The following is a 23,261-nucleotide window of genomic DNA, read 5'->3' on the forward strand; positions in this document are numbered from 1 at the left end:
GGGCCTGCCATGACGTCCAGCGATTACGATCCCACGAGCGAAGGCGCCGAGACCGATTTCGCCCGGCGTATGTCCTACGGCGACTATCTGGCGCTGGACGCGATCCTCGGCGCGCAGCATCCGCTCTCGGAGGCCCATGACGAGATGCTGTTCATCATCCAGCATCAGACCACGGAGCTGTGGATGCGGCTTGCCATCCACGAGCTCAGCGCTGCGCGCCGCGCCATCGCCAGGGACGAAGTGCAGCCCGCGATGAAGATGCTGGCGCGGATGTCGCGCATCTTCGAGCAGCTCAACGGCGCCTGGGACGTGCTGCGCACCATGACTCCCAGCGAGTATACGCGTTTCCGCTCGCAGCTTGGCCAGTCCTCGGGCTTCCAGTCGCGCCAGTACCGGCTGATCGAATTTCTGGTCGGCAACCGCAACCACGCCATGCTCAAGCCGCACGCGCACGACGTGGAAACGACCAGGGTGCTCGAAGGCGAGCTTGCCACGCCGAGCCTGTACGACGAGGTGCTGCGGCTCGCCGACCGCAACGGGCTCAAGATGCCCGCGTCCGTGCTGGCGCGCGACGTTCGCGAAACCCACAGCTTCAACGAGGGCGTGCTCCAGGCCTGGCGGATCGTCTACGAAGCGCCGGAGACGCATTGGATGCTCTACGAGCTTGCCGAGAAGCTGGTCGACTTCGAGGACTACTTCCGGCGCTGGCGCTTCAACCATGTCACGACGGTCGAGCGCGTCATCGGCTTCAAGCGCGGCACCGGCGGCACCGGCGGCGTCAGCTATCTCAAGCGCATGCTGGAGGTCGAGCTGTTCCCCGAGCTCTGGCGCGTCCGCACGATTCTGTAGAGATCCCATGACCAAGCTTCGCGTCTATGACGACACCAGGGCCTTGTTCCATTTGCCTGAGGGCGTGATCTATCTCGACGGCAATTCGCTCGGCGCGCTGCCGCTGGGCGTTGCCGAGCGCGTCGGCAACGTCATCACGGCCGAGTGGGGCAACGAGCTGATCCGCGCCTGGAACAGTGCGGGCTGGTATGCCCAGCCGCGCCATGTCGGCGACCGCATCGCGCGATTGGTCGGTGCGGAAGCCGGCTCCGTGATGGTCGGAGACACGCTGTCGCTCAAGGTCTACCAAGCACTCGCCGCCGCGCTCGACATGAACGCCTCGCGCAAGGTGGTGCTATCGGACACCGGAAACTTTCCGACCGATCTCTACATGGCCGAGGGCCTGATCGCGACGCTCGGCCGCGGCCATCAATTGCGCCTGGTGGCGCCGGAGGAGATCGAGGCCACGTTGTCGGAGGAGATTGCGGTCCTCTACATCACCGAGGTCGACTATCGCACCGGACGGCGCCACGACATGGCGACGCTCACCGCGAAGGCGCATGCGCTCGGCATCGTCACGGTCTGGGACCTCGCGCATTCGGCCGGCGCGCTGCCGGTCGATCTCGCTGGCTGCGGTGCCGATTTCGCCGCCGGCTGCACCTACAAATATATCAACGCCGGCCCCGGCGCGCCGGCCTTCCTCTACGTCGCGCCGCGCCACGCCGACGGCGTGCGCGCCGCGCTGTCGGGGTGGATGGGCCACGCCAAGCCGTTTGCGTTCGAGCTTGGCTACGCGGCGGCCGGCGGCGTCGAGCGCATGCGCGTCGGCACTCCGCCGGTGCTCGCAATGGCGGCGCTGGAGGCCTCGCTCGACATCTGGGACAGGGTCGACCTTCGTGAGGTCCGTGCGCGTTCGCTCGCCCTTGGCGATCTCCTGATCGCCGAGGTCGAACGCCGCTGCCCCGAGCTCAAGCTCGTCACCCCGCGCGCGCACGAGCACCGCGGCTCACAAGTCTCCTTCGCGTTCGACGGCGGCTACGCCGCCATGCAGGCCCCTGATCGCCCGTGGCCTCATCGGCGATTTCCGCGCGCCTGACATCATGAGGTTCGGGATTACACCGCTCTACATTGGGGAGAGCGAGATCATGCGAGCAGCCGAGATCATCGAGGAGGTGATTGCAGGCGAGGTCTGGCGTCGGCCGGAATATCAGGTCGTGAACGCGGTGACCTGAAGAAGGTCTCGTGCCCCGGACGCGGCGCAGCGCCCCCGGCAATGCGAAGCATCGTCCAGTGCGGTGCGCTGCAGAGCCGGGGCCCACGCTGCACTGAACTCCGTATCGAGACGGGTCCCAGCTCTGCGCAGCAACGCTGGCGCGTTGCAGCGCGTCCGGGACACGAGAGCCGCGATCAAGCTATTTGAGTCTACCCCACAAGGCCGTCACGATCGCATCGAGCCCATCCGTCAGCGCCGCCGGCCCCGGCTGCAAGATGATCGGCGACTTGATCTCGACGATGCGGTCGTCGCGCACGGCGGGGATCTCGTTCCAGCAATCGCGCGCGCGGATGCGGGCAGGGACGACCTTCTTGCCGCACCAGGAGGCAAGGATCACGTCGGGCGCTGCCTCGCGCACCGCCTCCGCCGAGACGATGCGATCCTTTGCCGCCTGCCGATGTCGCAATTCCTTAAACACATCCTGACCGCCGGCGATCTCGATCAACTCGGACACCCAGCCGATGCCGGAGATCAACGGATCGTCCCATTCCTCGAAATAGACCTTTGGCCGCGCCGAGGGGCGAGGTGTTGCCGCCATCTCTGCGAGGCGCCGTTCGAGATCACGGGCAAGGCCTTCGGCGCGTTCAGCGGCGCCGACCAGCGCACCAAGTGCCCGGATCATCGCCAAAATCCCGGCGATGTCGCGCTGGTTGAAAACATGGACGTCGACGCTCGCGCGCACGAGATCGGCGACGATGCCGGCCTGGAGGTCGGAGAAGGCCAGCACCAGCTCCGGTTCCAGCGCCAGGATCTTCGGGATGTCTGCGGAGACGAAGGCCGACACCCGCGGCTTCTCCCGCCGCACCTGGGGCGGGCGGACGGCGTAGCCGGAGACACCGACGATGCGGTCCTGCTCGCCGAGCAGGTACAGCGTTTCGACCGTCTCTTCGGTCAGGCAGACGATGCGGCGGGGCGGGAAGTGGCGCATGGGAAGAGCATATGCGCAAATGCCGTCGCCGATGTCAGCAGGGCCATTACCTCGGACGTCATTGCTTTGCCGCCCGAAGCAATTCACGCTGAAACAACAATGAATTGGGAGGAGATCCGATGACGCCGCTCGAGAAACTTAAAGCGATGAAGATGCCGTTTGCCGAGCTCAAGGGCGTCGAATTCGTCGAGGCCGAGAAAGACCGCGTGGTGGCGCGGATGACGGTCAGGCCCGACCTCTGCACACTCCACCACACCATCCACGGCGGCGCGGTGATGGCGCTCGCCGATTCCGTCGGTGCCGCCGCGACCGTGATCAATCTGCCGGAGGATGCCAAGGGCACCACGACGCTCGAGAGCAAGACCAACTTCATCGGTGGGGCGAAGGAGGGAACCACGGTTATCGCCACGGCTACACCGGTCCATCGGGGACGGCGGACCCAGGTCTGGAGCACCCGGCTGGAGACCGAGGACGGCAAGCTGGTTGCCGTGGTGACCCAGACCCAGCTGGTCCTCGTATGACTACGGGGGCTTGATTTTATTAACGAATTGGTCGCTTTCGATGCCTGAAACTTGGGCAGGTTCCCGTCTTGAAAAATATGCTGCGACGCACAATATTGGGGGCCTAGGGATTCGAACGCCTCCTCGAGGGACACCAAGAGGAGTTTTGACGTGGTACTTGAAGACACGACCCGCACGACGCCCGTTCCGGGCTATGTGCGGACCTTGAGCCAGCAGGAAGAATTGCCGCTTCTGCGCGATCACCTCCTGAGGCTTGATTCCGCAAGCCGGCACGACCGTTTCAACGGCTTTCTCGACGACAGCTTCATCGAGCGTTACGCCGCCCGCTGCGCCGAGGACGGCACCGTGATTGTCGCCTACATCGTCGACGGCGTGGTCCGCGGTGCGGCCGAGCTGCATCCGCCGGAGGACGATTCGTTGCCGGAGGTCGCCTTCAGCGTGGAAGCCTCGGCACGGCGCCAGAATGTCGGCACCATCTTGTTCAGCCGGCTGATCGCGGAAGCGCGCTGGAAAGGCTACAAGCGCCTGCGCATCACGACCGGCGCCGAGAATCACGCCATGCGGGCGCTCGCCAGGAAGTTCGGGGCGAATCTGCAATTCCGTCATGGCGAATCGACCGGCACGATCGATCTCGCCAAGACGCCCGAGGCCGAGCTCGCTGAACTCGCGGCCTCGCCCTTCACGGCCGGCCGCGCTCTTCTCAGCTTCAACTCGACCTGCTGGAAGATCATCTCCAGCATGTACGGCAATCGCGCCGCCTAAATCTAAAAGCGGACTGGAATCAAAAAGCGGACCGGCAAAACCGGTCCGCTTTCGTATTTGAGATGGGGAATTGAGCGCTCAGGTACCGGTGCGCTTGTCGTTGCCGAAGCGGCGGACGACACGGCGTTCGACCACCACCGAGCGCTGCGCACCCTGTTCGCCTGCGATCACGCGCGTGGCGGTGATGCGGCCGTTGGTGCGGGCCTGCTTCTTCACCTCGGCCTGCACGATTTCGAGCGGCATCCCCATCAGCGCTGCCGCGATCTCCGCCTGCTGCTCGTGATCGTCGGTGATGCCGACGGCGGCGAAGATCGCCTCGTCCAGGGTCGGCGGATCGTGGCGCACGCGCCGCGTGCCATATTTGGTGTTCCAGTCTGCGCTCATAACGGCCTCGGTTTGATGCCGGGATACCTAGTGCCGGAGATGTTGCATTGCAATATGAATTTGGTGTGGCATCACAGCTATGCGCTCACAGCTTTTCGAGCCTGTCGGCCTCATAGAGGTCGAGCGTGGTCGGCCCCGTGGCCAGCGAGCGCAAGGTGCGCACGAACTCGCCGGATGCAGGTACCGCAAAGTGGGCGGCGAGCGCGGTGCGGTCGGCCCATTGCTCGAAGAACACCAGCCTGAGCGGGTTCTCGCAGTCGACATGCACTGCATGTGAGATGCAGCCGGGTTCCTGTCGCGACCGATGAACATGCTCGAGGCTCAGGCGGCGCGCCTCGTCGAACGTTTCGGTGCGGACCGTTACGCTGCCAGTCACAACGATCATGCGATGTCTCCCGACGTGATTTCCGCTAGGGCGGCGATGCCTCGCGGGGCGTCTCTTTCATCGGTGCCTGCGGCCAGCGTGTCAGCGCCGCGTGTCCGGCCTCGGTCAGCCCGTAGATTCCCCGCTCAACGCGTTCGAACCAGCCATACACATTGCTAAGCAAGATCTTGCCGGCATCGGGACAGCGTTCGCGCAGTTCGCTCACGCGCCGCGGACCTCCCGCGAGCGCCGAGGCGCAGGCCAGCGCCTGCTGGCGATAGGCCGTCATGATCGGCGCGCGGGTGCTGCCACCGAGCACGGGATCGCCCTGGCGGCGCTGATGTTCGGCGACCAAGCGCGAACGGACCTTCGGCTCGCGGCGCGGCGCTGCCGTCGGCGGCTTCACCAGCACCTCGACCTGGCCGCGGTCAGTCACCCCAAGCATACCGAAGCCGAGGCGGCGGCAGAGATTGCGATAACGCGCATCGCTCTCGCGCCCCTTGCCGCGGATCGACATTTTTGCGGCGATCCAGACCTCGTCGGCTGCCGATGCACGATCGACCGCCTGGAGGATCAGCTCGAGATTGAAGGCGAGCTTGAGCTCGCCGATCACCACCACAGGCGGATCACCGGCGCTGAGACCGACGAGGTCGCAGCCGCCGATCTCGCCCTTGACCGTGAAGCCGAGCTCTTCGAGGAAGCGTTTGACGGGTAGATAAAGCGCGGTTTCCAAGGAAAGCGTCCGGGTCTTGCGTTCCGATCCGAGAATCAGTCGCGGCCAGTCTAGCCCGGAACGCAGTTGTGGCTCTGCGCCATTTGATCGGGAACCGACGGTGCGGTTATCCTGCGACCGGGACAGTCGGGCGCTTTACGAATATGACGATCAGGAATGGCCTCTATCACATTCGCATCGAGATGCTGGATGCCGTCTAGGGCGGCAATCAGGGCGTCATGGTCCTGCGCGACGGCACCATGCGAGGCGGCGATTCATTCTTCTTCGCCTATGGCAGCTACACCTCGGCCGACGGCAAGTGGAAGGGCGAGCTGACCAACGAGGAACACTCGCCCTCGTTCGACGAGCGCCCGGTGTGGGGCCGCAAGGTCGTGACCATCGGCTTCAGCGGCACCTACGCCGGCGAGACCGCCTATGGCGAAGGCATCGCGCTCGCCGGCAAGCAGAGCATCCGCTTCAAGGGCAATCTGCGGTTGTTGGTGCCGGACTAAACCCGGCCGCTTACCGGGATCAGCGCGCCGGTGACGCCGCTCGCGGCATCGCTGGCGAGGAAGAGGATCACCTCGGCGAGTTCCTGCGGTGTCACCCATTTGGAGAAATCCGCTTTCGGCATGTCGGCGCGGTTGGCCTTGGTGTCGATGATCGACGGCAGCACCGCGTTCACGGTCACCTTGCCCTTCCACTCGTTGGCAAGCGCCTCGGTGAGGCGATGCACGCCGGCTTTCGACGCCGCATAGGGGCCCATGCCGGAACCTGCCTGAAGCGCGCCCATGGCGCCGATATTGACGATGCGGCCGGCCCCGGACGCGGCGAGATGCGGCAGCGCTGCGCGCGAGGTGTTAAGGGCCGTCAGCACGTTGAGCGCATGCATGCGCTGCCACGTCTTGATGTCGCCGTCGCCCACGGTCTCGAACGCGAAGCCGCCGGCGATGTTGATCAGCGCATCCAGCCTGCCGAAATGCTTTGCCGCCGCCTCGACCGCCGTCTTCGCTTGCGCTGGGTCGGACAGATCGACGCCGCCGATCTCGATGCGTTCGGGCGTTGCCGACATCTGCGAGGGCGCGTGATCGATGCCGGCCACACGCGCGCCGCGCGCCACCGCCGTCTCGGCGACAACCTTGCCAAGTGCGCCGAGCGCGCCCGTCACGATCAGAACCTTGCCTTGCATCGTCGTTCTCCCGGCACGGCCGCTTACGATTGCAGATAGCGCGCCTTCAGCGCCGTTTGCTCCGGTGTGCCGAGCTTGAGGCCGTCGCGCAAGTAGGTTTCGAGATCGCCATATTCGTTGCCGACCGCCTCGAAAGCAGCAGCAAGGTATGAGGCCTCGACGCTGCCGATTGCATCGAGGACGTCGGCGGGAAGATCGGAAGCGTTCGATGCGTCGCGCCTGTAGTGCCGGTTGGTCAACAGGTAGTCCTCGGCAATGACCTCGTCGGCCACGCCGAGCGCATGCAGGATCAGCGCGCTTGCAAAGCCGGTGCGGTCCTTGCCGGCGGTGCAGTGGATCACCAGCGGCGCGCGGTCTTCCAGGAGATGGCCGAACAGCGCGCGAAAACTGTGCGTGTTGTGGCGCACATAGTTGCGGTAGGACTCCCGCATGAGCTCGAGCGCAACCGGCGCGGTGAGCGTGCCCTCGGCAAGCTCGGCGCGCAGCGCGGCCACGACCGACGGCTCGATCGGCAGCGAATGCACCGTGATCTCGTTCACGACGCAGACGCCGGCCGCGCGCTCCTCGACGCCGCGAAAATCGAAGGCGCTGCGCACGCCCAGCGCGCGGACGATCTCGACGTCGGCTGCCGTGAGCTGGCCGAGATGGTTGGAGCGGAAGATGTGGCGCCAGCGCGTGGTGCGACCATCCGAAGTCGGATAGCCGCCGAGGTCGCGAAAATTGCTGGCGCCTTGCAGGGCGAGGTGGCGGGCAGGGGAATCTGGCATGAGATCAGCTTGGGTTATGTTTCCATTGGACGCACTACGGCGTCCTTGAGTGCATTCAGGGGGCAATCATGGGCCGGCACAAGGCCATTGTTTTGGCGATCACCATGCTGTCGGGCGGAATTATCAGTGCGGGACAGGCGGACGCGCAGACGTTCCGGACCTATCGCTGCGCCGATGGTACGCAGTTCATCGTGGGATTTTATGACGATGACAAACGCGCCTTCCTCCAGATCGACGGCGAACCTGTCACGCTGAAGAAGCGGCTGGCGCTTTCTGGCACCCGCTATTCGGGGGCAGGGATCACACTGAGGATCGGCAAGACCGGAGCGACCACGGTCCAGCATCTGAAGCGGCCGGTCACTTCCTGCACGGTGATCGAAAAGCCCGCGCTCTAGCCGGGAGTCCAGCAGGAATCAAAAAGGGCCGAAACCTCGTTGTTTCGACCCTTTTTCAAACTTCCGTCGGACGCTTGCGCGAGCGCGGCGGTATCATACCAAACACAAACATTAGCGTTCCCATTTGGGCTTTGCTTCGTCGACCGCATCCTGGTGGTACCAGCTGTCGCTGCAGATCGAGACGTTCGCGGGAAGCGAAGCATGATCGGCGGGAAGACGGGTGTCGCCATAGCGGCGTCCGGCGAGAGCCGCGCGGCCCCCGACAGGGAATTGGTAGATCGTTGCAGATCCGTGATTCAGACCATTATTCATCATTGCGATTGCTCCTGGGTCGAAGCGCCTTGGCCTCCATGGTGCGCCCGACTCGTTCGATTGTGGTTACTGGATTCCCCATATCGGCCGCGCATCCCGAATTGGAAAGTGCTGAAAAGGAAATCAGTTGCTGCCCAATCTGTAGGCATGTGACCCTCTGCATCCCCTAAGGCACCGTGTCGGTGGCTAACGCCTGGGCCATTCCAAAGGTTGCTAGGCAGGGCGCAGGACTTTGCGAAAGTTGCCGGACGTTGATGCGCGTTTCATCGGCAACCTCCGGCAACGGTGCGTCTGCTCCAGAATCAGGCGTTTTCCGCGGGATTTTTGCGGTGCAGCTTCACGCGAAGGTGCGCGGCTATGACGCAGGCCGCCGGGGGCGGTTTGCCGTCGGCGGGTCGATCCCGGCAGCGGTGGAAAACCTCCCGCGCTGCGGCCTTTTGGCACGCAAAATGCTTGTAGAGGGTCGGCCGATGATGGCCGGGTACAAACGTGCGGGGGCTCTCAACCCCACCTTTCGCATCATCTACAGAGAGGCTCAATGACCAAGTATAAGCTCGAGTACATTTGGCTCGACGGATATACGCCGACTCCGAACTTGCGCGGCAAAACACAGATCAAGGAATTCGCGTCGTTCCCGACGCTCGAGCAGCTTCCGCTCTGGGGCTTCGATGGCTCCTCCACGCAGCAGGCCGAAGGCCACAGCTCCGATTGCGTGCTGAAGCCGGTCGCCGTGTTCCCGGACGCCGCGCGCACCAACGGCGTGCTCGTGATGTGCGAAGTCATGATGCCCGATGGCAAGACCCCGCACGCGTCCAACAAGCGCGCCACCATCCTCGATGACGCCGGCGCATGGTTCGGCTTCGAGCAGGAATACTTCTTCTACAAGGACGGCCGTCCGCTCGGCTTCCCGGCCTCCGGCTATCCGGCGCCGCAGGGCCCGTACTACACCGGCGTCGGCTTCTCGAACGTCGGCGACGTCGCCCGCAAGATCGTCGAAGAGCATCTCGACCTCTGCCTGGCTGCCGGCATCAACCATGAAGGCATCAACGCGGAAGTCGCGAAGGGCCAGTGGGAATTCCAGATCTTCGGCAAGGGCTCCAAGAAGGCCGCTGACGAAATGTGGATGGCTCGCTACCTGATGCTGCGCCTGACCGAGAAGTACGGCATCGACATCGAGTTCCACTGCAAGCCGCTCGGCGACACCGACTGGAACGGCTCCGGCATGCACGCCAACTTCTCCACCGAGTACATGCGTACGGTCGGCGGCAAGGAGTACTTCGAGGCGCTGATGGCGGCCTTCGACAAGAACCTGATGGACCACATCGCCGTCTACGGCCCGGACAACGACAAGCGTCTGACCGGCAAGCACGAGACCGCGCCGTGGAACAAGTTCAGCTACGGCGTTGCCGATCGCGGCGCCTCGATCCGCGTTCCGCACTCCTTCGTCAACAACGGCTACAAGGGCTATCTGGAAGACCGCCGTCCGAACTCGCAGGGCGACCCATACCAGATCGCTTCGCAGATCCTGAAGACGATCGCGTCCGTGCCGGCCGACAAGAAGGCCGCGGCCTAAGATCCTCCCGGCCCGGGCCGGGGGGCTGGCCCGGGTTGGTCTTCAATCCGCCGGAGCCGAAAAGGCTCCGGCGGATTTTTGCATTCCGATAACAGCCGTCGTTGTGGGTCTGCCGGCCATGCCGGCTTGAAGTCTGTCCATCGCCGGCGAAACCGGGATAGAATGCCCCGGGATGCGCGGGGCCGGGGACACGGCTGGTGTTTGAAGGCTTCTACAAGGTGCGATTTCAGCTCGGCGACGCGGTCGGCCGGAGCGTGATGCATGTCGGCAATGGCAAGATGCTCGGCGGCAATTCGGCCTTCGCTCATATCGGCACCTATCAGAGGACCGAAGCCGGCGTCGACATCGTCATCAAGACGGTCCGCCACAACCCGGACCCGAACTACCGCGCCATGGCCGGCACCGACGATGCGACCTTGCTTGCGAAGGGCTGGGCGGACAGCGATCTCTATCGCTTCAAGGGCGAGCTGAAAGAGCTGCCCGGCGTGCCCTTCCAGTCGGTGATGACGCCGATCACCGAAGACGAGGTGCCGATCGCGGGCGGCGTCGGGGAGGCCGGCATCGCCGACGGGCTCTATTCGATCCACCTTCGCATGCTCGACGGCGTCGATGGCGGCCTGACCGGCGTGATGCTGCTCAACCAGGGCCGCATCCTCGGCGGCGATGCCTCGTTCTACTATCTCGGCAGCTACACTGCTGCGAATGGCCGCTGGAAGGGGCAGATCCTCAACCAGGAGCACACGCCGGCCAAGGACGATCCGATCTTCGGCGGCCACGAGGTCGGCATCGGTTTCTCCGGCACCTATGACGCGGAGCAGGCGGTGCTGGAGGCAACGGCGCTGGCCGGCAAGCGCAGCCTGCGCCTGACCGCCGCGCTCAAGCTGATGCATCGCGCCTGATCGCGACAGGAATAGCCCATGGAAAAAATACGCATGCTCTCGACGCTCGGCCTGATGGGCGCGATGCGCAGCCTGTCCTCCGCCTTCGAGGCTGCTCAAGGCATCCATGTCGATGCCGACTTCGCGCCAACCCTGGCACTGCTGAAACGTCTGCGCGACGGCGAGGCCGCCGATCTCGTGATCCTCACCCGTGAGGGGCTCGACGAGATGATCGGCGAGGGCCGCGTGGCCGCAGGTAGCGCGGCCGATCTGGCGCGCTCCTTCGTCGGCATCGCCGTGCGGGCAGGGCAGGCGCATCCCGATATCGGCGGCGAAGCCGCGCTCCGCAAAACGCTGCTTGCGGCGCGGTCCGTCGCCTATTCGCGGCTGGGCGCGAGCGGCGTCTATCTCGCCCAGCTGATCCAGCGATGGGGTATCGCGGCCGAGATCAACGCCAAGGCCAGCATCGTCGAGCAGGGCTTTACGGCGGAGCGGCTCGTCAGCGGCGAGGCTGACCTCGCCGTGCAGCAGATCAGCGAGCTGAAGCAGGTCGAGGGCATCGAGGTCGTCGGCCCGATCCCGCACGATTTGCAGACACCGGCCGTGTTTTCCGCCGGCCGCATGACCAACGCCAGACATGCCGAAGCGGCCGATCGGCTGCTGCGCTATCTGGCATCGCCGGAGGTCGTCCCGGTGCTGCGCCAATCGGGACTCGAGCCTTGAATTTGCCGGAGCAGAGACGCAACGTGGCGCCCATGCGGACTTATCTCCTTGCCATCCTCCTCACGCTTGCAGCGCCGTTATCGGCGCACGCGCAATCGGCCGATCTCGTCCTGTGCGACCGGGTGGCCGCCGATCCCAGCGATCCCGACAAGCCGGCCGATGTGAAGGGCGTGACGGAGCTTGCTGCATCCGACATTGCGACCGCCGTCAAATTCTGCAAGCAGGCCGCACCGTCGTCGCGGCGCGCGATGTTCGCGCTTGGCCGCGCCTATGCCGCCAACCGGCAGACGGCGGAGGCGATCGCCGCCTGGCGCAAGGCGGCCGACAAGGGATCGAGCGCGGCGATGGTCGAGCTCGGCGTCGCCTACGGCACCGGCTCCGGTGTCGCGAAAGACGAAGCACAAGCGCGAAAGCTGTTCGAGAAGGCGGCGCAGGCCGGCAATCCTCGCGGTGTCAGCAATCTTGCTGCGCTCGGCGGCGCCGGCGGTGCTGCGCCGGCCGATCCCGCTCAGGCGCGCGCGCTGCTCGGCAGGGCGGCCGAGACCAACGCGGAGGCGCAGTATCAGCTTGGCCTGATGCTCTCCAACGGCAACGGCGGCGAGCGGGACGACGTCGCGGCGCGCGCGATGTTCGAGAAGGCGGCGGCGCAAAACCATCCCGGCGCGCTGGAGCGGATGGGCGCCTTCGCGCAGGAAGGCCGCGGCGGCGCCAAGGACAAGGACGCCGCCAAGGCCTATTACGAGCGCGCTGCCGCGCTCGGCGACGAGGACGCCAAGAAGGCGCTGGAGCGGCTGCGCTGCCCCTATGCGATCAAGGACAAGCAGGGCAAGCTCGTCACCACGCTGTGCTTCTAGCTCACTTGTAGTAGTAGGCGACGTTGTTGCGGGCGTCGCGATAAGTCGTCTCGAGAAAGTCCGGATATTGAGCGGCCGCGCGCGCGACGGCGCGCACGACGCACTCCCAGAAATCGCCATTCCAGTTGAAGTGCTCGAAGGTGGCATCTTCGAACTTCACGGCGGTGATGATGGCCTGCCGGATTGCTGCGTCATCGGCGCGCGGATGGGCACGTTTCACATAACCGAACATCGGCCCTTCATGGGCGTGGTCGCGGTCGTAGCGGTATTTCGCGCGGAACTGCTCCGGCGTAGGCGTGCGATTGACGCGGACCTCTTCGTCGGTCGGGCGTCCGTCGAGTGAGTCGAGCCGGTAGCGCCGGCACCACAGCTCGAAGGCCGCATCGAGCAGCGGCTGCTTTGCAGCGCCGGCAATGATCGCTGCGATCTGCGCTTCGGCTGAAGGCTCTGTCTGGTTCATGCCGCTTTGTCGTGCGCTCACTCCGGCGGGTTCGAAGGGGCCTCAAGGATGAACCAGCTCCGGCACGGGCCGTTGAACCACAACATGAGGAGGGCCGCCCGGGATCGCACGAAACAAAAAAGTCAAAAACAACCCCATGCACAGTAGCCAAGTCGTCGAAATCACTGATTTCGTATTTTACGAAAATCAATTGACCCGTCGGGCAAAACAGGGGCATGATGGCATCATGCGGCGAGTGGGCTCCGCTCCCGGCCCTGCGCTGAAAAGCCGGATGACCTCGGTGCGTCTGAGTTCGTAGTGCATGATTCGAGGCTCCAGTTTCGGAGCTTGAATCATGTCCGCGGTGATACCATCAAGCCGCATTGGCCCTGCGAGGCGCCGCTAACTGGTTCGAACCGGTCGTGAATGACCCGCAACGGACCTCGCCTCTTAGGCAACTGGTGACGTTCATATCCTGTCCGCGTTCCTCCTGTGATATTAATGACGCAATCGGCCAAATATGGCGCGCGCTTTGTCGGATGACCGATATTGGTCGGACTCCGCGATGTTCCCCCGCTAAACCTGATACCGCAGAGCCCCGCTTAACGGGTCCATGCGCGACGGGCGCCGCAAAGGCGCAACGGAATTTCAAACGTCGCTATCTGGGCTGCGGGGAGATTTGGGTTGTCTTATTTTGTAGCGTCTGAAGGCGCGCTGGAAACCGGCGCGGCCGTTGTTGGGCGCAAGCGATCGATTAGCCGCTTTGCGGCGCTGACCTTGGCCGCGTTGTCCCGTCGCCTGCTGGGCACCAGCTCCACGGTGGCGCTCGGACTGGTCCTGGCGACATCGACGCCATCGCGCGCCACCGACTGGACCGGCGCCACCTCAACCGACTGGTTCACCGCCGGCAACTGGTCGGCCGGCGTTGCAACCAGCGCGGTCGACGTGAATATCGACACGGTCGCGCCCAATGCCACAGTGGTCGGAGCGGCCGGCGCGCAAGCGAACACTGTCTTTGTCGGCATTTCCGGCACCGGCACGCTGACAATCCAGAGCGGCGGCAACTTGAGCGACTTCAACGGCTATGTCGGCTTCAATGCCGGCTCGACCGGCACCGCGACGATTGATGGCGCCGGCTCGGCCTGGACCGCTTCCAACTTGTTCGCTGTCGGCTATTACGGCACCGGCACGCTGACGATCCAGAACGGCGGCACGGTAAGCAACACCAACATCGGCTTGATCGGGTCCAATGTCGGCTCGACCGGTACCGTGACGGTCGATGGCGCTGGCTCGGCCTGGACCAATTCCACCAACCTCGCTGTCGGCAATTCCGGCACCGGCACGCTGACGATCCGGAACGGCGGCACGGTGAGCAGCGCCTCCGGCGTTCTCGGCCAAAATTTCGGTTCGACCGGTACCGTAACGGTGGATGGCGCCGGCTCGTCCTGGACCAATTCCAGCGACCTCGAGGTCGGCTATGTCGGCGCCGGCACGCTGACGATCCGGAACGGCGGCAAGGTGAGCAACGTCACCGGCGGTCTCGGCATCAATACCGGCTCGACCGGCACCGTGACGGTCGATGGCGTCGGCTCGTCCTGGACCAATTCCGGCGATCTTTCTGTCGGCAATTCCGGCACCGGCACGCTGACGATCCGGAACGGCGGCACGGTGAGCAGCAACACCGGCTATCTCGGCAACAATGTCGGCTCGACCGGAACCGTGACGGTTGACGGTGCCGGCTCCTCCTGGACCAATTCCGGCCTCGTGGTCGGCGGGTCCGGCACCGGCACGCTGGCGATCCGGAACGGCGGCAAGGTGAGCAACGTCACCGGCGTTCTCGGCTTCAATGCCGGCTCGACCGGCGCAGCGACGGTTGATGGCGTCGGCTCGGCCTGGACCAATTCCGGCTCGCTCTTTGTTGGCTATTCCGGCGCCGGCACGCTGACGATCCAGAACGGCGGCACGGTGAGCAACAACTACGGCTTCCTCGGCTACTATTCGACCGGCACCGTGACGGTTGATGGCGCCGGCTCGTCCTGGACCAATTCCGGCGACCTCTGGGTCGGCGGTTCCGGTATCGGCAAGCTGACGATCCGGAACGGCGGCAAGGTGAGCAACGCCAACATCGTCTATCTCGGGCTCTTTGCCGGCACCGGCACCGTGACGGTTGATGGCGCCGGCTCGTCCTGGACCAATTCCGGCTCGCTCTTTGTTGGCTATTCCGGCACCGGCACGCTGACGATCGCCAATGGCGGCGCCGTCTCGGCGGCTTCGGGCATGCAAATCGCCCTTAACCTCGGCTCGACCGGCACGCTCAATATCGGCGCCGCCTCCGGTCAGGCCGCGGCCGCGCCGGGCACGCTGACCACGCCCTCGGTCGTGTTCGGGGCAGGCACCGGCAGCATCGTCTTCAACCACACCGCCTCGAACTACACATTCGCCCCGGTCATTTCTGGCGCGGGGTCGGTGACGGTGGAGAACGGCACCACCATCCTGACCGCGACCAACACCTATAGCGGGCCGACCACGGTCAATGGCGGCACGCTGGCGGTCAACGGCTCCATCGCCAATTCGGCGGTGACGGTCAATGCCGGTGGCACGCTCGGCGGCAACGGCACCGTCGGCAATACCACCGTCAACGCCGGCGGCGTGCTCGCGCCCGGCAATTCGATCGGCACGCTGACGGTCGGCGGCGATCTGGCGTTCGGCGCCGGCAGCATCTACCGCGTCGAGGTCTCGCCATCGGCCGCCGACCGCGCCAATGTCACGGGCATCGCGAGCCTGACCGGCGGCACCGTGCAGACGAGCTTCCTGCCCGGAACCTATGTCCGCAAGAGCTACACCATCCTGTCGGCGGCCGGCGGCCTCGGCGGCACCACCTTCAGCGGCGTGAGCAGCAGCCTGCCCGGTTTCACTGTCGGCCTGAGCTACACGCTGTCCGATGTGTTGCTGAACCTCACGGCCTCGCTCGGCGCCGGCACCTCGCTGCCGGGCAATGGGCAGACCGTCACATCCACGCTCAACAACTTCTTCAACAATGGCGGCGCGCTGCCGCCGGGCTTTGTCGCGCTGTTTGGTCTCACCGGCAGCAATCTTTCAGCCGCGCTGTCGCAAACCTCCGGCGAGACCGCGACCGGCTCGCAGCAGACGACCTTCAACGCAATGAACCAGTTCATGGGGGTGCTGACCGATCCCTTCATCGACGGTCGCGGCGATGGCGTTTCAGCGGGATCATCCGCGGGCGCGTCGGCCTACGCCTCGCCGGACAGACCGCGCTTCGGTGCGGCGCGCGACGCCTATGCGATGTTCACCAAGGCGGCCGTCATGGCCGATCCGTTCGCGCAGCGCTGGAGCGTGTGGGCGGCGGGCTATGGCGGCGCGCAGACCACGGACGGCAACACGACACTCGGCACCAACAACACGACCAGCCGCATCGCAGGCACCGCGGTCGGCGCCGATTACCGTATCTCGCCGAATACGCTGGCAGGCTTTGCACTGGCGGGCGGTGGCACGAACTTCAGCGTCGTCAATGGCGGTTCTGGCCGATCTGATCTGTTCCAGGCCGGCGCCTTCATCCGGCACAATGCGGGTGCGGCGTATCTCTCCGGCGCGCTGGCCTATGGCTGGCAGGACATCACCACCAACCGCACCGTGACGGTGGCCGGCATCGACCAGTTGCGGGCGCAGTTCAACGCCAATGCGTGGTCCGGTCGCGTCGAAGGCGGCTATCGTTTTGTCAGCCCATGGATGGGCGGGGTGGGCATCACGCCTTATGCCGCAGGACAATTCACCAGCTTCGACCTGCCTGCCTATGCCGAGCAGGCGGTAACCGGCGTCAATACCTTTGCGCTCGCCTACGCCTCGAAGAGTGTCACTGATACGCGCAGCGAGCTCGGCCTTCGCAGCGACAAATCATATGCGATGGCGGACGGAATCTTCACGCTGCGAGGGCGCCTGGCATGGGCGCATGATTTCAATCCCGACCGCAATATCGGCTCGACGTTCCAGACGCTGCCGGGCGCATCCTTTGTCGTTGGCGGCGCCGCGCAAGCCAGCGACTCCGCGCTCGTCACCGCTTCTGCCGAAAAGAAATGGCTGAACGGCTGGTCCGCCGCCGGCACTTTCGAAGGCGAGTTCTCTCAGCTCACCAGGAGCTACGCCGGCAAGGGCGTCGTGCGGTATGCGTGGTGAGGTGGCGACTTCCCGAACGACGCCTCTCCAAAGCCAACTGGTGATGTCGATATCCGCGTTCCTCCTGTGATATTAATCACGCAGTCGGCCAAATAGGGCGGCGCGCTTTGTCGGATGACCGATATTAGTCGGACTCCGCGATGTTCCCCCGCTAAACCTGATACCGCAGAGCCCCGCTTAACGGGTCCATGCGCGACCGGCGCCGCAACGGCGCAATGGAATTTCAATGGTCGCTATTTGGGCTGCGGGGAGATTTGGGTTGTCTCATTTTGTAGCGTCTGAAGGCGCGCTGGAAACCGGTGCGGCCGTTGTTGCGCGCAAGCGATCGATTAGCCGCGTTGCGGCGACCATGCGCCCGGCGATGACGCGTGCGGCGCTGTTCGCCGGCGTCTTGCTCGGCGCGCTCGCGACTGGAGCGCAGGCCCAGACGGTGATCAACGTCACGGTCGCCAACGACACCGGCACCACCTCGGCGGGCACGACTGGCGGCGCCGGCACGCTCAGCGCCGCGCTCGCGCAGATCAATGCCTCCACGCCCCCCGGCGGCTTCATCATCAACCTGCAGACCAATGTCACGCTGTCAGGGCCGCTGTCGCCGATCTTCAACTCGGTGAGCATCAACGGCAACGGCTTCACCATCAGCGGCAACAATTCGCAGCGCATCTTCATGGTCGGCGTCGACACCGCGACGCAGACCAGCGCGGGGGTGGCGGGCTCGATCATCGCGGACCGCCCTCAGGTGGCGATCAGCAACGTCATCCTGTCCGCGGGCCTCGCCCAGGGCGGCGGCAACGGCGCCGGCGGCGGCATGGGGGCGGGCGGCGCACTGTTCGTCAACCAGTCGGCCGACGTGACGCTGAGCAACGTCAGCTTCGCCAACAACAACGCGAAGGGCGGCAACGCAACAATCAACACGTTTCGCGGCGGCGGCGGCCTCGGCGGCAGCAGCGGCGGCAGCGGCGCCGGCGGCATTTTCGGCAGCGGCTCCTCCGGCGCCGGCGGCGGCATTTTCGGCGGTTCCGCTGGCGCCGGCGGCGGCGGCTATAGCGGCGCCGGTGGAAGCGGCGCGAACGGCACCGCGGGCCTCCTGTCGATTGCTGGCCTCAACGGCGCCGGCGGCGCCGGATTTGGTGGTGGCACCACCGGTGGTGCGAATGGCGGCGGCGGCGGCGGTATCGGAAATGCGGGCGGGGGTGGCGGCTTCGGCGGCGCGAGCAGTTCCGGCTCGACCGGCGGGGCGGGTGGTTTCGGCGGCGGCGGCGGCACCGGCTTGAACGGCGGCGGCGGCGGTGGTTTCGGCGGCGGCGGCGGTGGTTTCAGCGGCCCTGGCGGCGCCGGCGGCTTCGGTGGCGGCGGCGGCGGTGGCGGCGGTGCGGGCGGCTTTGGCGGCGGCGGTGGCGGCGGCGGCGGCGCGGGTGGGTTTGGCGGTGGGGGCGGAGGCGGCGGGGCCGGCGGTGCGGGTGGCTTTGGCGGCGGCGACGGCGCCAGTGGCGGGAACGGCGGCGGCGGCGGCATGGGCGGGGCGGTGTTCGTGGTCAAGGGCGGCTCGCTCACCATCAACGGCAACGGCTCGACCTCGGGCGGCAGCGTAGCCGGCGGCACCGGCTCCAACGGCGGCGGTGCGGGCTCGGCCTTAGGCACGGGCTTCTTTGTGCAGGGCTCGACGCTGACCTTCGGTGGCAGCGGCAGCTACACGGTGTCGGACGCCATCGCCGATCAGAACGGTTCCGGCGGCTCCGCGGCCTCGGACGGCCTCGGCGGCACCGGTGGATCGAGCGCCATTACCAAGAGCGGCATCGGCACGCTCAGCTTTTCTGGCGCCAACACTTATACTGGAGCTACGACGATCAATGCCGGCACGCTAAGGGGCGCTGCGGCGAACACATTCAGCGCTACGAGTGCGACGACAATCAACACCGGTGGCACGCTCGATCTCGGTTTGCTGGGACAAACGATCAATATCGTTTCGCTATCGGGCGGCACGTTGGCCAACGGCGCGTTGACCGGCGCAGTGACCTCAAGCGGCGGCACGCTGAACAGCCTCGGCGGCGGCATGACGCTGACGGCGAATAGTGGCGCGACCAATGTGACGGGCACCAACACCTTTACAGGCGCGACCACGGTCAACGGCGGCCTGCTCTCGGTCAACGGCACGAGCACGGCCAGCGCGGTGACGGTGAATGCCGGCGGCACGCTCGGCGGCAACGGCACGGTCGGCAACACGACCATCAATGGCGGCACGCTGGCGCCCGGCAATTCGATCGGTACGTTGACCGTGCAGGGCAATCTCGTGTTGACGGCCGCATCGAGCTACATGGTCGAGGTGTCGCCTTCGGCGGCCGACCGCACCAACGTCACCGGCGTGGCGACGTTCGGCGGCGCCACCGTCAAAGCATCTTTCGCAGCAGGGGCCTATGTCGCAAAGCAATACACCATCCTCAACGCCACCGGCGGTATCGGCACCAGCACGTTCGGCTCGATCGTCAACACCAACTTGCCGGGTGGATTCGCGTCGAGCCTGAGCTATGACGCCAACAATGCGTATCTCAATCTCGTTCTCAGTTTCGTGCCGCCGCCCGGGACGGGTCTCAACAACAACCAACGGAACATCGCCGACCCGATCGTCAATTTCTTCAACTCCAACGGCGGTATTCCGCTGGCGTTCGGCGGGCTGACGCCGGCGGGACTGACCCAGATCTCGGGCGAGACCGCGACCGGCTCGCAGCAGACGACCTTCAACGCGATGAACCAGTTCATGGGATTGCTGACCGATCCCTTCATCGACGGTCGCGGCGATGGCGTTTCAGCGGGATCATCGGCGGGCGCATCGGCCTACGCCTCACCGGACATGCCACGCTCCGGTGCGGCGCGGGACGCCCATGCGATGTTCACTAAGGCGGTCGTCATGGCCGATCCGTTCGCGCAGCGCTGGAGCGTGTGGGCGGCAGGCTATGGCGGCGCGCAGACCACCGACGGCAACACGACGCTCGGCTCCAACAACACGACCAGCCGCATCGCAGGCACCGCGGTCGGCGCCGATTACCGTATCTCGCCGAATACGCTGGCAGGCTTTGCGCTCGCGGGCGGAGGTACGACCTTCAGCACCGTCAATGGCGGCTCTGGCCGATCCGATATGTTCCAGGCCGGCGCCTTCATCCGGCACAATGCCGGTGCGGCGTATCTCTCCGGCGCGCTGGCCTATGGCTGGCAGGACATCACCACCAACCGCACCGTGACGGTGGCCGGCATCGATCAGTTGCGCGCGCAGTTCAACGCCAATGCCTTCTCGGGTCGCGTCGAAGGCGGCTATCGCTTTGTCAGCCCGTGGATGGGCGGCATCGGCATCACGCCCTACGTAGCAGGACAGTTCACCACCTTCGATCTGCCGGCCTATGCCGAGCAGGCGGTAACCGGCGTCAACACGTTCGCGCTCGCCTACGCTTCGAAGAGTGTCACCGATACGCGCAGCGAACTCGGCCTTCGCAGCGACAAATCATATGCGATGGCGGACGGAATCTTCACGCTGCGAGGGCGCCTGGCATGGGCGCATGATTTCAACCCCGGCCGCAATATCGGTGCGACGTTCCAGACATTGCCGGGCGCATCCTTTGTCGTTGGCGGCGCCGCGCAAGCCAGCGACTCCGCGCTCGTCACCGCCTCCGTCGAGAAGAAATGGCTGAACGGCTGGTCCGCCGCCGCCACCTTCGAAGGCGAGTTCTCCGACGTCACCACCAGCTACGCCGGCAAGGGCGTGGTGCGGTATTCCTGGTAAGTTGACGATTTCTGGTTTTGGCCCTTCGCATCATTTCGCTGTGCTGCGGAATTTGGTAGCTATCGGGGGTATAGCGGACTCTGGCAAGCCGACCGATCGGCTGATTTATGGGATCACGGCCTAGGTAGCCCGCGATTCTTTTCTGATTTTGCGGGCTCAAGACGTTGCTGGATGGACTCTACAAGGTTGAATACGGCGTCAACGATGCGTTCGGCCGCAGCATCATGTGCCTGCATGACGGTAAGATGCTGGGCGGCAATTCGGCCTTCGCGCACCTTGGAACCTATGACGAGCGCGACGGCGAGATCGTCGCCGAGGTGATCACCGAACGGCACAACGAGGATCCCAATCACAAGCCGCTGATGGGAGCCGATATCGCCTCGATCGGTGCGCGCGGGCGGCTGCACGGTAACCAGATCCGTCTCGAGGGTGGCGCGGACACCATGCCGGGCGCAAAATTCTGGGCCAATCTCACTCGGCTCGACGACGAGGGGTTGCCTCCGAGTGGTGCGGTCGGTCCGGGCGGCATCGCCAACGGACTCTATGGGATGAGCCTGCGCGCGCTTGACGGTGTCGATGCCGGATTATCGGGCGTGATGCTCCTGATCGACGGCCGCATCCTCGGCGGCGATGCGTTCTTCTACTATCTCGGCTCCTATTCCTCGGCGGACGGCCGCTGGAAGGGCGAGATGCTGAACCAGGAGCACACGCCGGCGAAGGGCGAAAACCCCGTGTTTGGCGGCTATGAGGTCGGGATCGGCTTCTCCGGAACCTGCACTGCGGATAGCGGTGAGCTCGAAGGCATCGCGCTCGCCGGCAAGCGCAGCCTGCGCCTTGCAGCCTCGCTCAAGCTGATGCGGCGGGCCTAGGACGTGCACTCATAGTAGCCGCGCCGGCTTGCGCCAAAAGTGACATCGAAGTGGTCTGGACGGATGTCGTCCTTGGGCCAGAGGCGGGGAGGCAGTTCTTCTACCACTCCCACTTCACTTCATCGCAACATCGCGGTCGATGTCTTGCAGGTGCACGAAAGTTGCCCAGGCTTTTCGATATTCGCTGTCTGTGGGATCGATCCCAAGCAAGGCGCGACACGCCTCTTTGATTTCTTCCGACGAGGGACGCATCGCGACGTTTCCGGACAACTTGGCTTGGTTCCAGCGTTCCTCGACGCCGGTCGCCAAGGCGAGTGCTTCGGAGGGGCTCCGTTTCCGGGTTGACCTCGCCAAAGGGTGATCCGGAGGGAATTTGGGCCATGCGACGGGAGGCTGATCGGCTCGCCACTCACTCTCCTTGCCGGTCCCACGCTCTCCCGGCAAGTTTGCCTGGGCTCCATTGGCCGATTGAGGCGGGACAGTCCGTGCGCCCAGCTCGCGGAGCTGCTGCTCCATGGTCCCGCCGGACGCCGTTGCGCCTGCCGCAGGTGCACGCGTCGTCAGACCTGACACAGTTGAGGTGCCGGCCTGCGGAGCAACCTTCTGAACGGTTTGCGCAACGGACAGCATGCCAGGCGAAAGAGCAGGCTTCTGCTGCGCGACTTTGTCATTTTCAGTGGGGCAAGGCCGAGATCCCGAGCGCAGCTGCGTGATCCGGCCGTCGTCGTCGATGCGGGCAAAGTCAACGGCCACAGTGTAGACGAAAGCGGCATCGATGGATTGGCCGGATTTGTCTCTGGCGTTGACGGCGCCGCAGACATATCGCGCCGCGTCGGCCTCGACTGAACGCAATGAGCTGAATTTGGCCGAGTCCGGATCGATCAGCACGTGCCGAACTGCTGCGCGAGCTTTCATGTGCTCGTTAGAGAAGATGCTGAGCACGACATCCGGATTGAACATGTCGGGCTGGTAGTACCACTTGTACTCCACAGCAAGGAATGCTGCGCCAAAGGCCGTCGCGATCAGGAAAGCAGATGCATTCATGGATTTGGTCGGGTAATTGAACCCGGTATGGTTGTTGTTATCTTCTTGAACCATTTACGATAGAATCTACTAACAATCCGTAAACTGGTTGCTCCCGCGATTTTCAACAACCGGTGGAAGAGCCACAGCTGGTTTTGCTCAAGGGGGCAGTTGCCGGTGCGGGAAACACACTGAGCAAGGTCAACCAAGGGGGCACAGGCTGACGCCTGACGGGTGGCAGCGGCAGGTCCGCTGTGGGCCGATTTTGTTGCAAAAGTCGGCTGTAGCCGACGGATGTCTTTCGGCCATTCGGTAAGGCCGACCGGCTTTGATCCGCCGCCCCTCACGCTCTCAACGCAACTCCTACGCTACGCAATACACAAAGCATGAGCGGGTGGTGGTCGTGCAACGAACGACGCGAGGCGCCTCAGATTTTGAGCGATGGCAGCCAGAACAAACTCGTCCTGGGCGCCCCGTGGGCCACGAAGCCGAAGCCGACCAAGC

21 protein-coding genes and 1 pseudogene are annotated in these 23,261 nt (G+C 64.9%); 13 read left to right on the forward strand and 9 right to left on the reverse strand.

Features of this window, described 5'->3' with window-relative positions; translation table 11 throughout:
• The first annotated feature begins 9 nt into the window (after positions 1 to 9).
• Complete coding sequence (gene kynA, locus CT676_RS39205; protein WP_135216868.1) at positions 10 to 849, forward strand: tryptophan 2,3-dioxygenase; 840 nt, start codon at positions 10 to 12, stop codon at positions 847 to 849.
• A gap of 7 nt (positions 850 to 856) precedes the next feature.
• Positions 857 to 2,060 (forward strand): annotated as a pseudogene (gene kynU, locus CT676_RS39210) (kynureninase).
• Positions 2,061 to 2,240: 180 nt separating this feature from the next.
• On the opposite strand, the gene CT676_RS39215 reads toward kynU, so the two are convergent.
• Complete coding sequence (locus CT676_RS39215; RefSeq protein WP_135216869.1) at positions 2,241 to 3,029, reverse strand: cobalamin-binding protein; 789 nt, start codon at positions 3,027 to 3,029, stop codon at positions 2,241 to 2,243.
• Between the two features lie 119 nt (positions 3,030 to 3,148).
• Here CT676_RS39215 and CT676_RS39220 point away from each other — a divergent pair, with 119 nt between their 5' ends.
• Complete coding sequence (locus CT676_RS39220) at positions 3,149 to 3,550, forward strand: PaaI family thioesterase (protein WP_028157491.1); 402 nt, start codon at positions 3,149 to 3,151, stop codon at positions 3,548 to 3,550.
• Positions 3,551 to 3,700: 150 nt separating this feature from the next.
• The gene (locus tag CT676_RS39225) at positions 3,701 to 4,312 is read left to right on the forward strand and encodes a GNAT family N-acetyltransferase (RefSeq protein WP_028147806.1); all 612 of its coding nucleotides are present in this window, start codon (positions 3,701 to 3,703) and stop codon (positions 4,310 to 4,312) included.
• A 78-nt stretch (positions 4,313 to 4,390) separates the two neighbouring features.
• Here CT676_RS39225 and CT676_RS39230 read toward each other — a convergent pair whose 3' ends face one another.
• The 3 genes from CT676_RS39230 to CT676_RS39240 all read right to left on the reverse strand — a co-directional run bounded on the left by CT676_RS39230 (position 4,391) and on the right by CT676_RS39240 (position 5,793).
• Positions 4,391 to 4,696 (reverse strand): hypothetical protein, encoded by a 306-nt coding sequence (locus CT676_RS39230; RefSeq protein ID WP_135216870.1) that lies wholly within the window; start codon positions 4,694 to 4,696, stop codon positions 4,391 to 4,393.
• A gap of 85 nt (positions 4,697 to 4,781) precedes the next feature.
• Positions 4,782 to 5,081, reverse strand: a complete 300-nt coding sequence (locus CT676_RS39235; protein ID WP_135216871.1) for a putative quinol monooxygenase — start codon at positions 5,079 to 5,081, stop codon at positions 4,782 to 4,784.
• 25 nt (positions 5,082 to 5,106) lie between these two features.
• Positions 5,107 to 5,793 (reverse strand): DUF2161 family putative PD-(D/E)XK-type phosphodiesterase, encoded by a 687-nt coding sequence (locus CT676_RS39240; RefSeq protein WP_135216872.1) that lies wholly within the window; start codon positions 5,791 to 5,793, stop codon positions 5,107 to 5,109.
• Positions 5,794 to 6,011: 218 nt separating this feature from the next.
• Between CT676_RS39240 and CT676_RS39245 the strand changes: the two genes are divergently transcribed.
• Positions 6,012 to 6,284, forward strand: coding sequence for a hypothetical protein (locus CT676_RS39245; protein WP_244623448.1), 273 nt, complete (start codon positions 6,012 to 6,014; stop codon positions 6,282 to 6,284).
• On the opposite strand, the gene CT676_RS39250 is transcribed toward CT676_RS39245, so the two are convergent.
• Together CT676_RS39250 and CT676_RS39255 are read right to left on the reverse strand one after the other, a co-directional pair.
• A complete protein-coding gene (locus CT676_RS39250) occupies positions 6,281 to 6,961 on the reverse strand; it encodes an SDR family oxidoreductase (protein ID WP_135216873.1) in 681 nt (226 codons plus the stop codon). The genes CT676_RS39245 and CT676_RS39250 overlap by 4 nt on opposite strands.
• A gap of 23 nt (positions 6,962 to 6,984) precedes the next feature.
• Positions 6,985 to 7,728 (reverse strand): tyrosine-protein phosphatase, encoded by a 744-nt coding sequence (locus CT676_RS39255; RefSeq protein WP_135216874.1) that lies wholly within the window; start codon positions 7,726 to 7,728, stop codon positions 6,985 to 6,987.
• A gap of 68 nt (positions 7,729 to 7,796) precedes the next feature.
• On the opposite strand from CT676_RS39255, the gene CT676_RS39260 reads away from it, so the two are divergent.
• Positions 7,797 to 8,123: an MliC family protein gene (locus tag CT676_RS39260; RefSeq protein WP_135216875.1), complete on the forward strand. Its 327-nt coding sequence runs from the start codon at positions 7,797 to 7,799 to the stop codon at positions 8,121 to 8,123.
• A 111-nt stretch (positions 8,124 to 8,234) separates the two neighbouring features.
• On the opposite strand, the gene CT676_RS39265 is transcribed toward CT676_RS39260, so the two are convergent.
• Entirely contained in the window at positions 8,235 to 8,438 is a 204-nt protein-coding gene (locus tag CT676_RS39265) for a DUF2735 domain-containing protein (RefSeq protein ID WP_028147811.1), read from the reverse strand.
• A 535-nt stretch (positions 8,439 to 8,973) separates the two neighbouring features.
• Here CT676_RS39265 and CT676_RS39275 point away from each other — a divergent pair.
• The 4 genes from CT676_RS39275 to CT676_RS39290 all read left to right on the forward strand — a co-directional run bounded on the left by CT676_RS39275 (position 8,974) and on the right by CT676_RS39290 (position 12,463).
• Complete coding sequence (locus CT676_RS39275) at positions 8,974 to 10,008, forward strand: glutamine synthetase beta-grasp domain-containing protein (RefSeq protein ID WP_038943077.1); 1,035 nt, start codon at positions 8,974 to 8,976, stop codon at positions 10,006 to 10,008.
• Between the two features lie 197 nt (positions 10,009 to 10,205).
• Complete coding sequence (locus CT676_RS39280; RefSeq protein ID WP_135216876.1) at positions 10,206 to 10,907, forward strand: GrlR family regulatory protein; 702 nt, start codon at positions 10,206 to 10,208, stop codon at positions 10,905 to 10,907.
• An 18-nt stretch (positions 10,908 to 10,925) separates the two neighbouring features.
• Complete coding sequence (locus CT676_RS39285) at positions 10,926 to 11,609, forward strand: substrate-binding domain-containing protein (RefSeq protein WP_135216877.1); 684 nt, start codon at positions 10,926 to 10,928, stop codon at positions 11,607 to 11,609.
• 32 nt (positions 11,610 to 11,641) lie between these two features.
• Entirely contained in the window at positions 11,642 to 12,463 is an 822-nt protein-coding gene (locus tag CT676_RS39290) for a tetratricopeptide repeat protein (RefSeq protein WP_167768311.1), read from the forward strand.
• A gap of 1 nt (position 12,464) precedes the next feature.
• On the opposite strand, the gene CT676_RS39295 is transcribed toward CT676_RS39290, so the two are convergent.
• Positions 12,465 to 12,923: a hypothetical protein gene (locus tag CT676_RS39295; protein ID WP_135216879.1), complete on the reverse strand. Its 459-nt coding sequence runs from the start codon at positions 12,921 to 12,923 to the stop codon at positions 12,465 to 12,467.
• 663 nt (positions 12,924 to 13,586) lie between these two features.
• On the opposite strand from CT676_RS39295, the gene CT676_RS39300 reads away from it, so the two are divergent.
• The 3 genes from CT676_RS39300 (at position 13,587) to CT676_RS39310 (ending at position 21,734) form a co-directional block, all read left to right on the forward strand.
• Positions 13,587 to 17,093: an autotransporter domain-containing protein gene (locus CT676_RS39300; protein WP_135216880.1), complete on the forward strand. Its 3,507-nt coding sequence runs from the start codon at positions 13,587 to 13,589 to the stop codon at positions 17,091 to 17,093.
• A 259-nt stretch (positions 17,094 to 17,352) separates the two neighbouring features.
• A complete protein-coding gene (locus CT676_RS46175) occupies positions 17,353 to 20,865 on the forward strand; it encodes an autotransporter domain-containing protein (protein ID WP_275552144.1) in 3,513 nt (1,170 codons plus the stop codon).
• A gap of 164 nt (positions 20,866 to 21,029) precedes the next feature.
• A complete protein-coding gene (locus tag CT676_RS39310; protein ID WP_135216881.1) occupies positions 21,030 to 21,734 on the forward strand; it encodes a hypothetical protein in 705 nt (234 codons plus the stop codon).
• Positions 21,735 to 21,848: 114 nt separating this feature from the next.
• Here the strand turns inward: CT676_RS39310 and CT676_RS39315 are convergent, their stop codons facing one another.
• The gene (locus CT676_RS39315; RefSeq protein ID WP_135216882.1) at positions 21,849 to 22,832 is read right to left on the reverse strand and encodes a hypothetical protein; all 984 of its coding nucleotides are present in this window, start codon (positions 22,830 to 22,832) and stop codon (positions 21,849 to 21,851) included.
• Positions 22,833 to 23,261 lie beyond the last annotated feature (429 nt).

Source organism: Bradyrhizobium sp. MOS001 (assembly GCF_004634465.1).
GTDB lineage: Bacteria > Pseudomonadota > Alphaproteobacteria > Rhizobiales > Xanthobacteraceae > Bradyrhizobium > Bradyrhizobium barranii.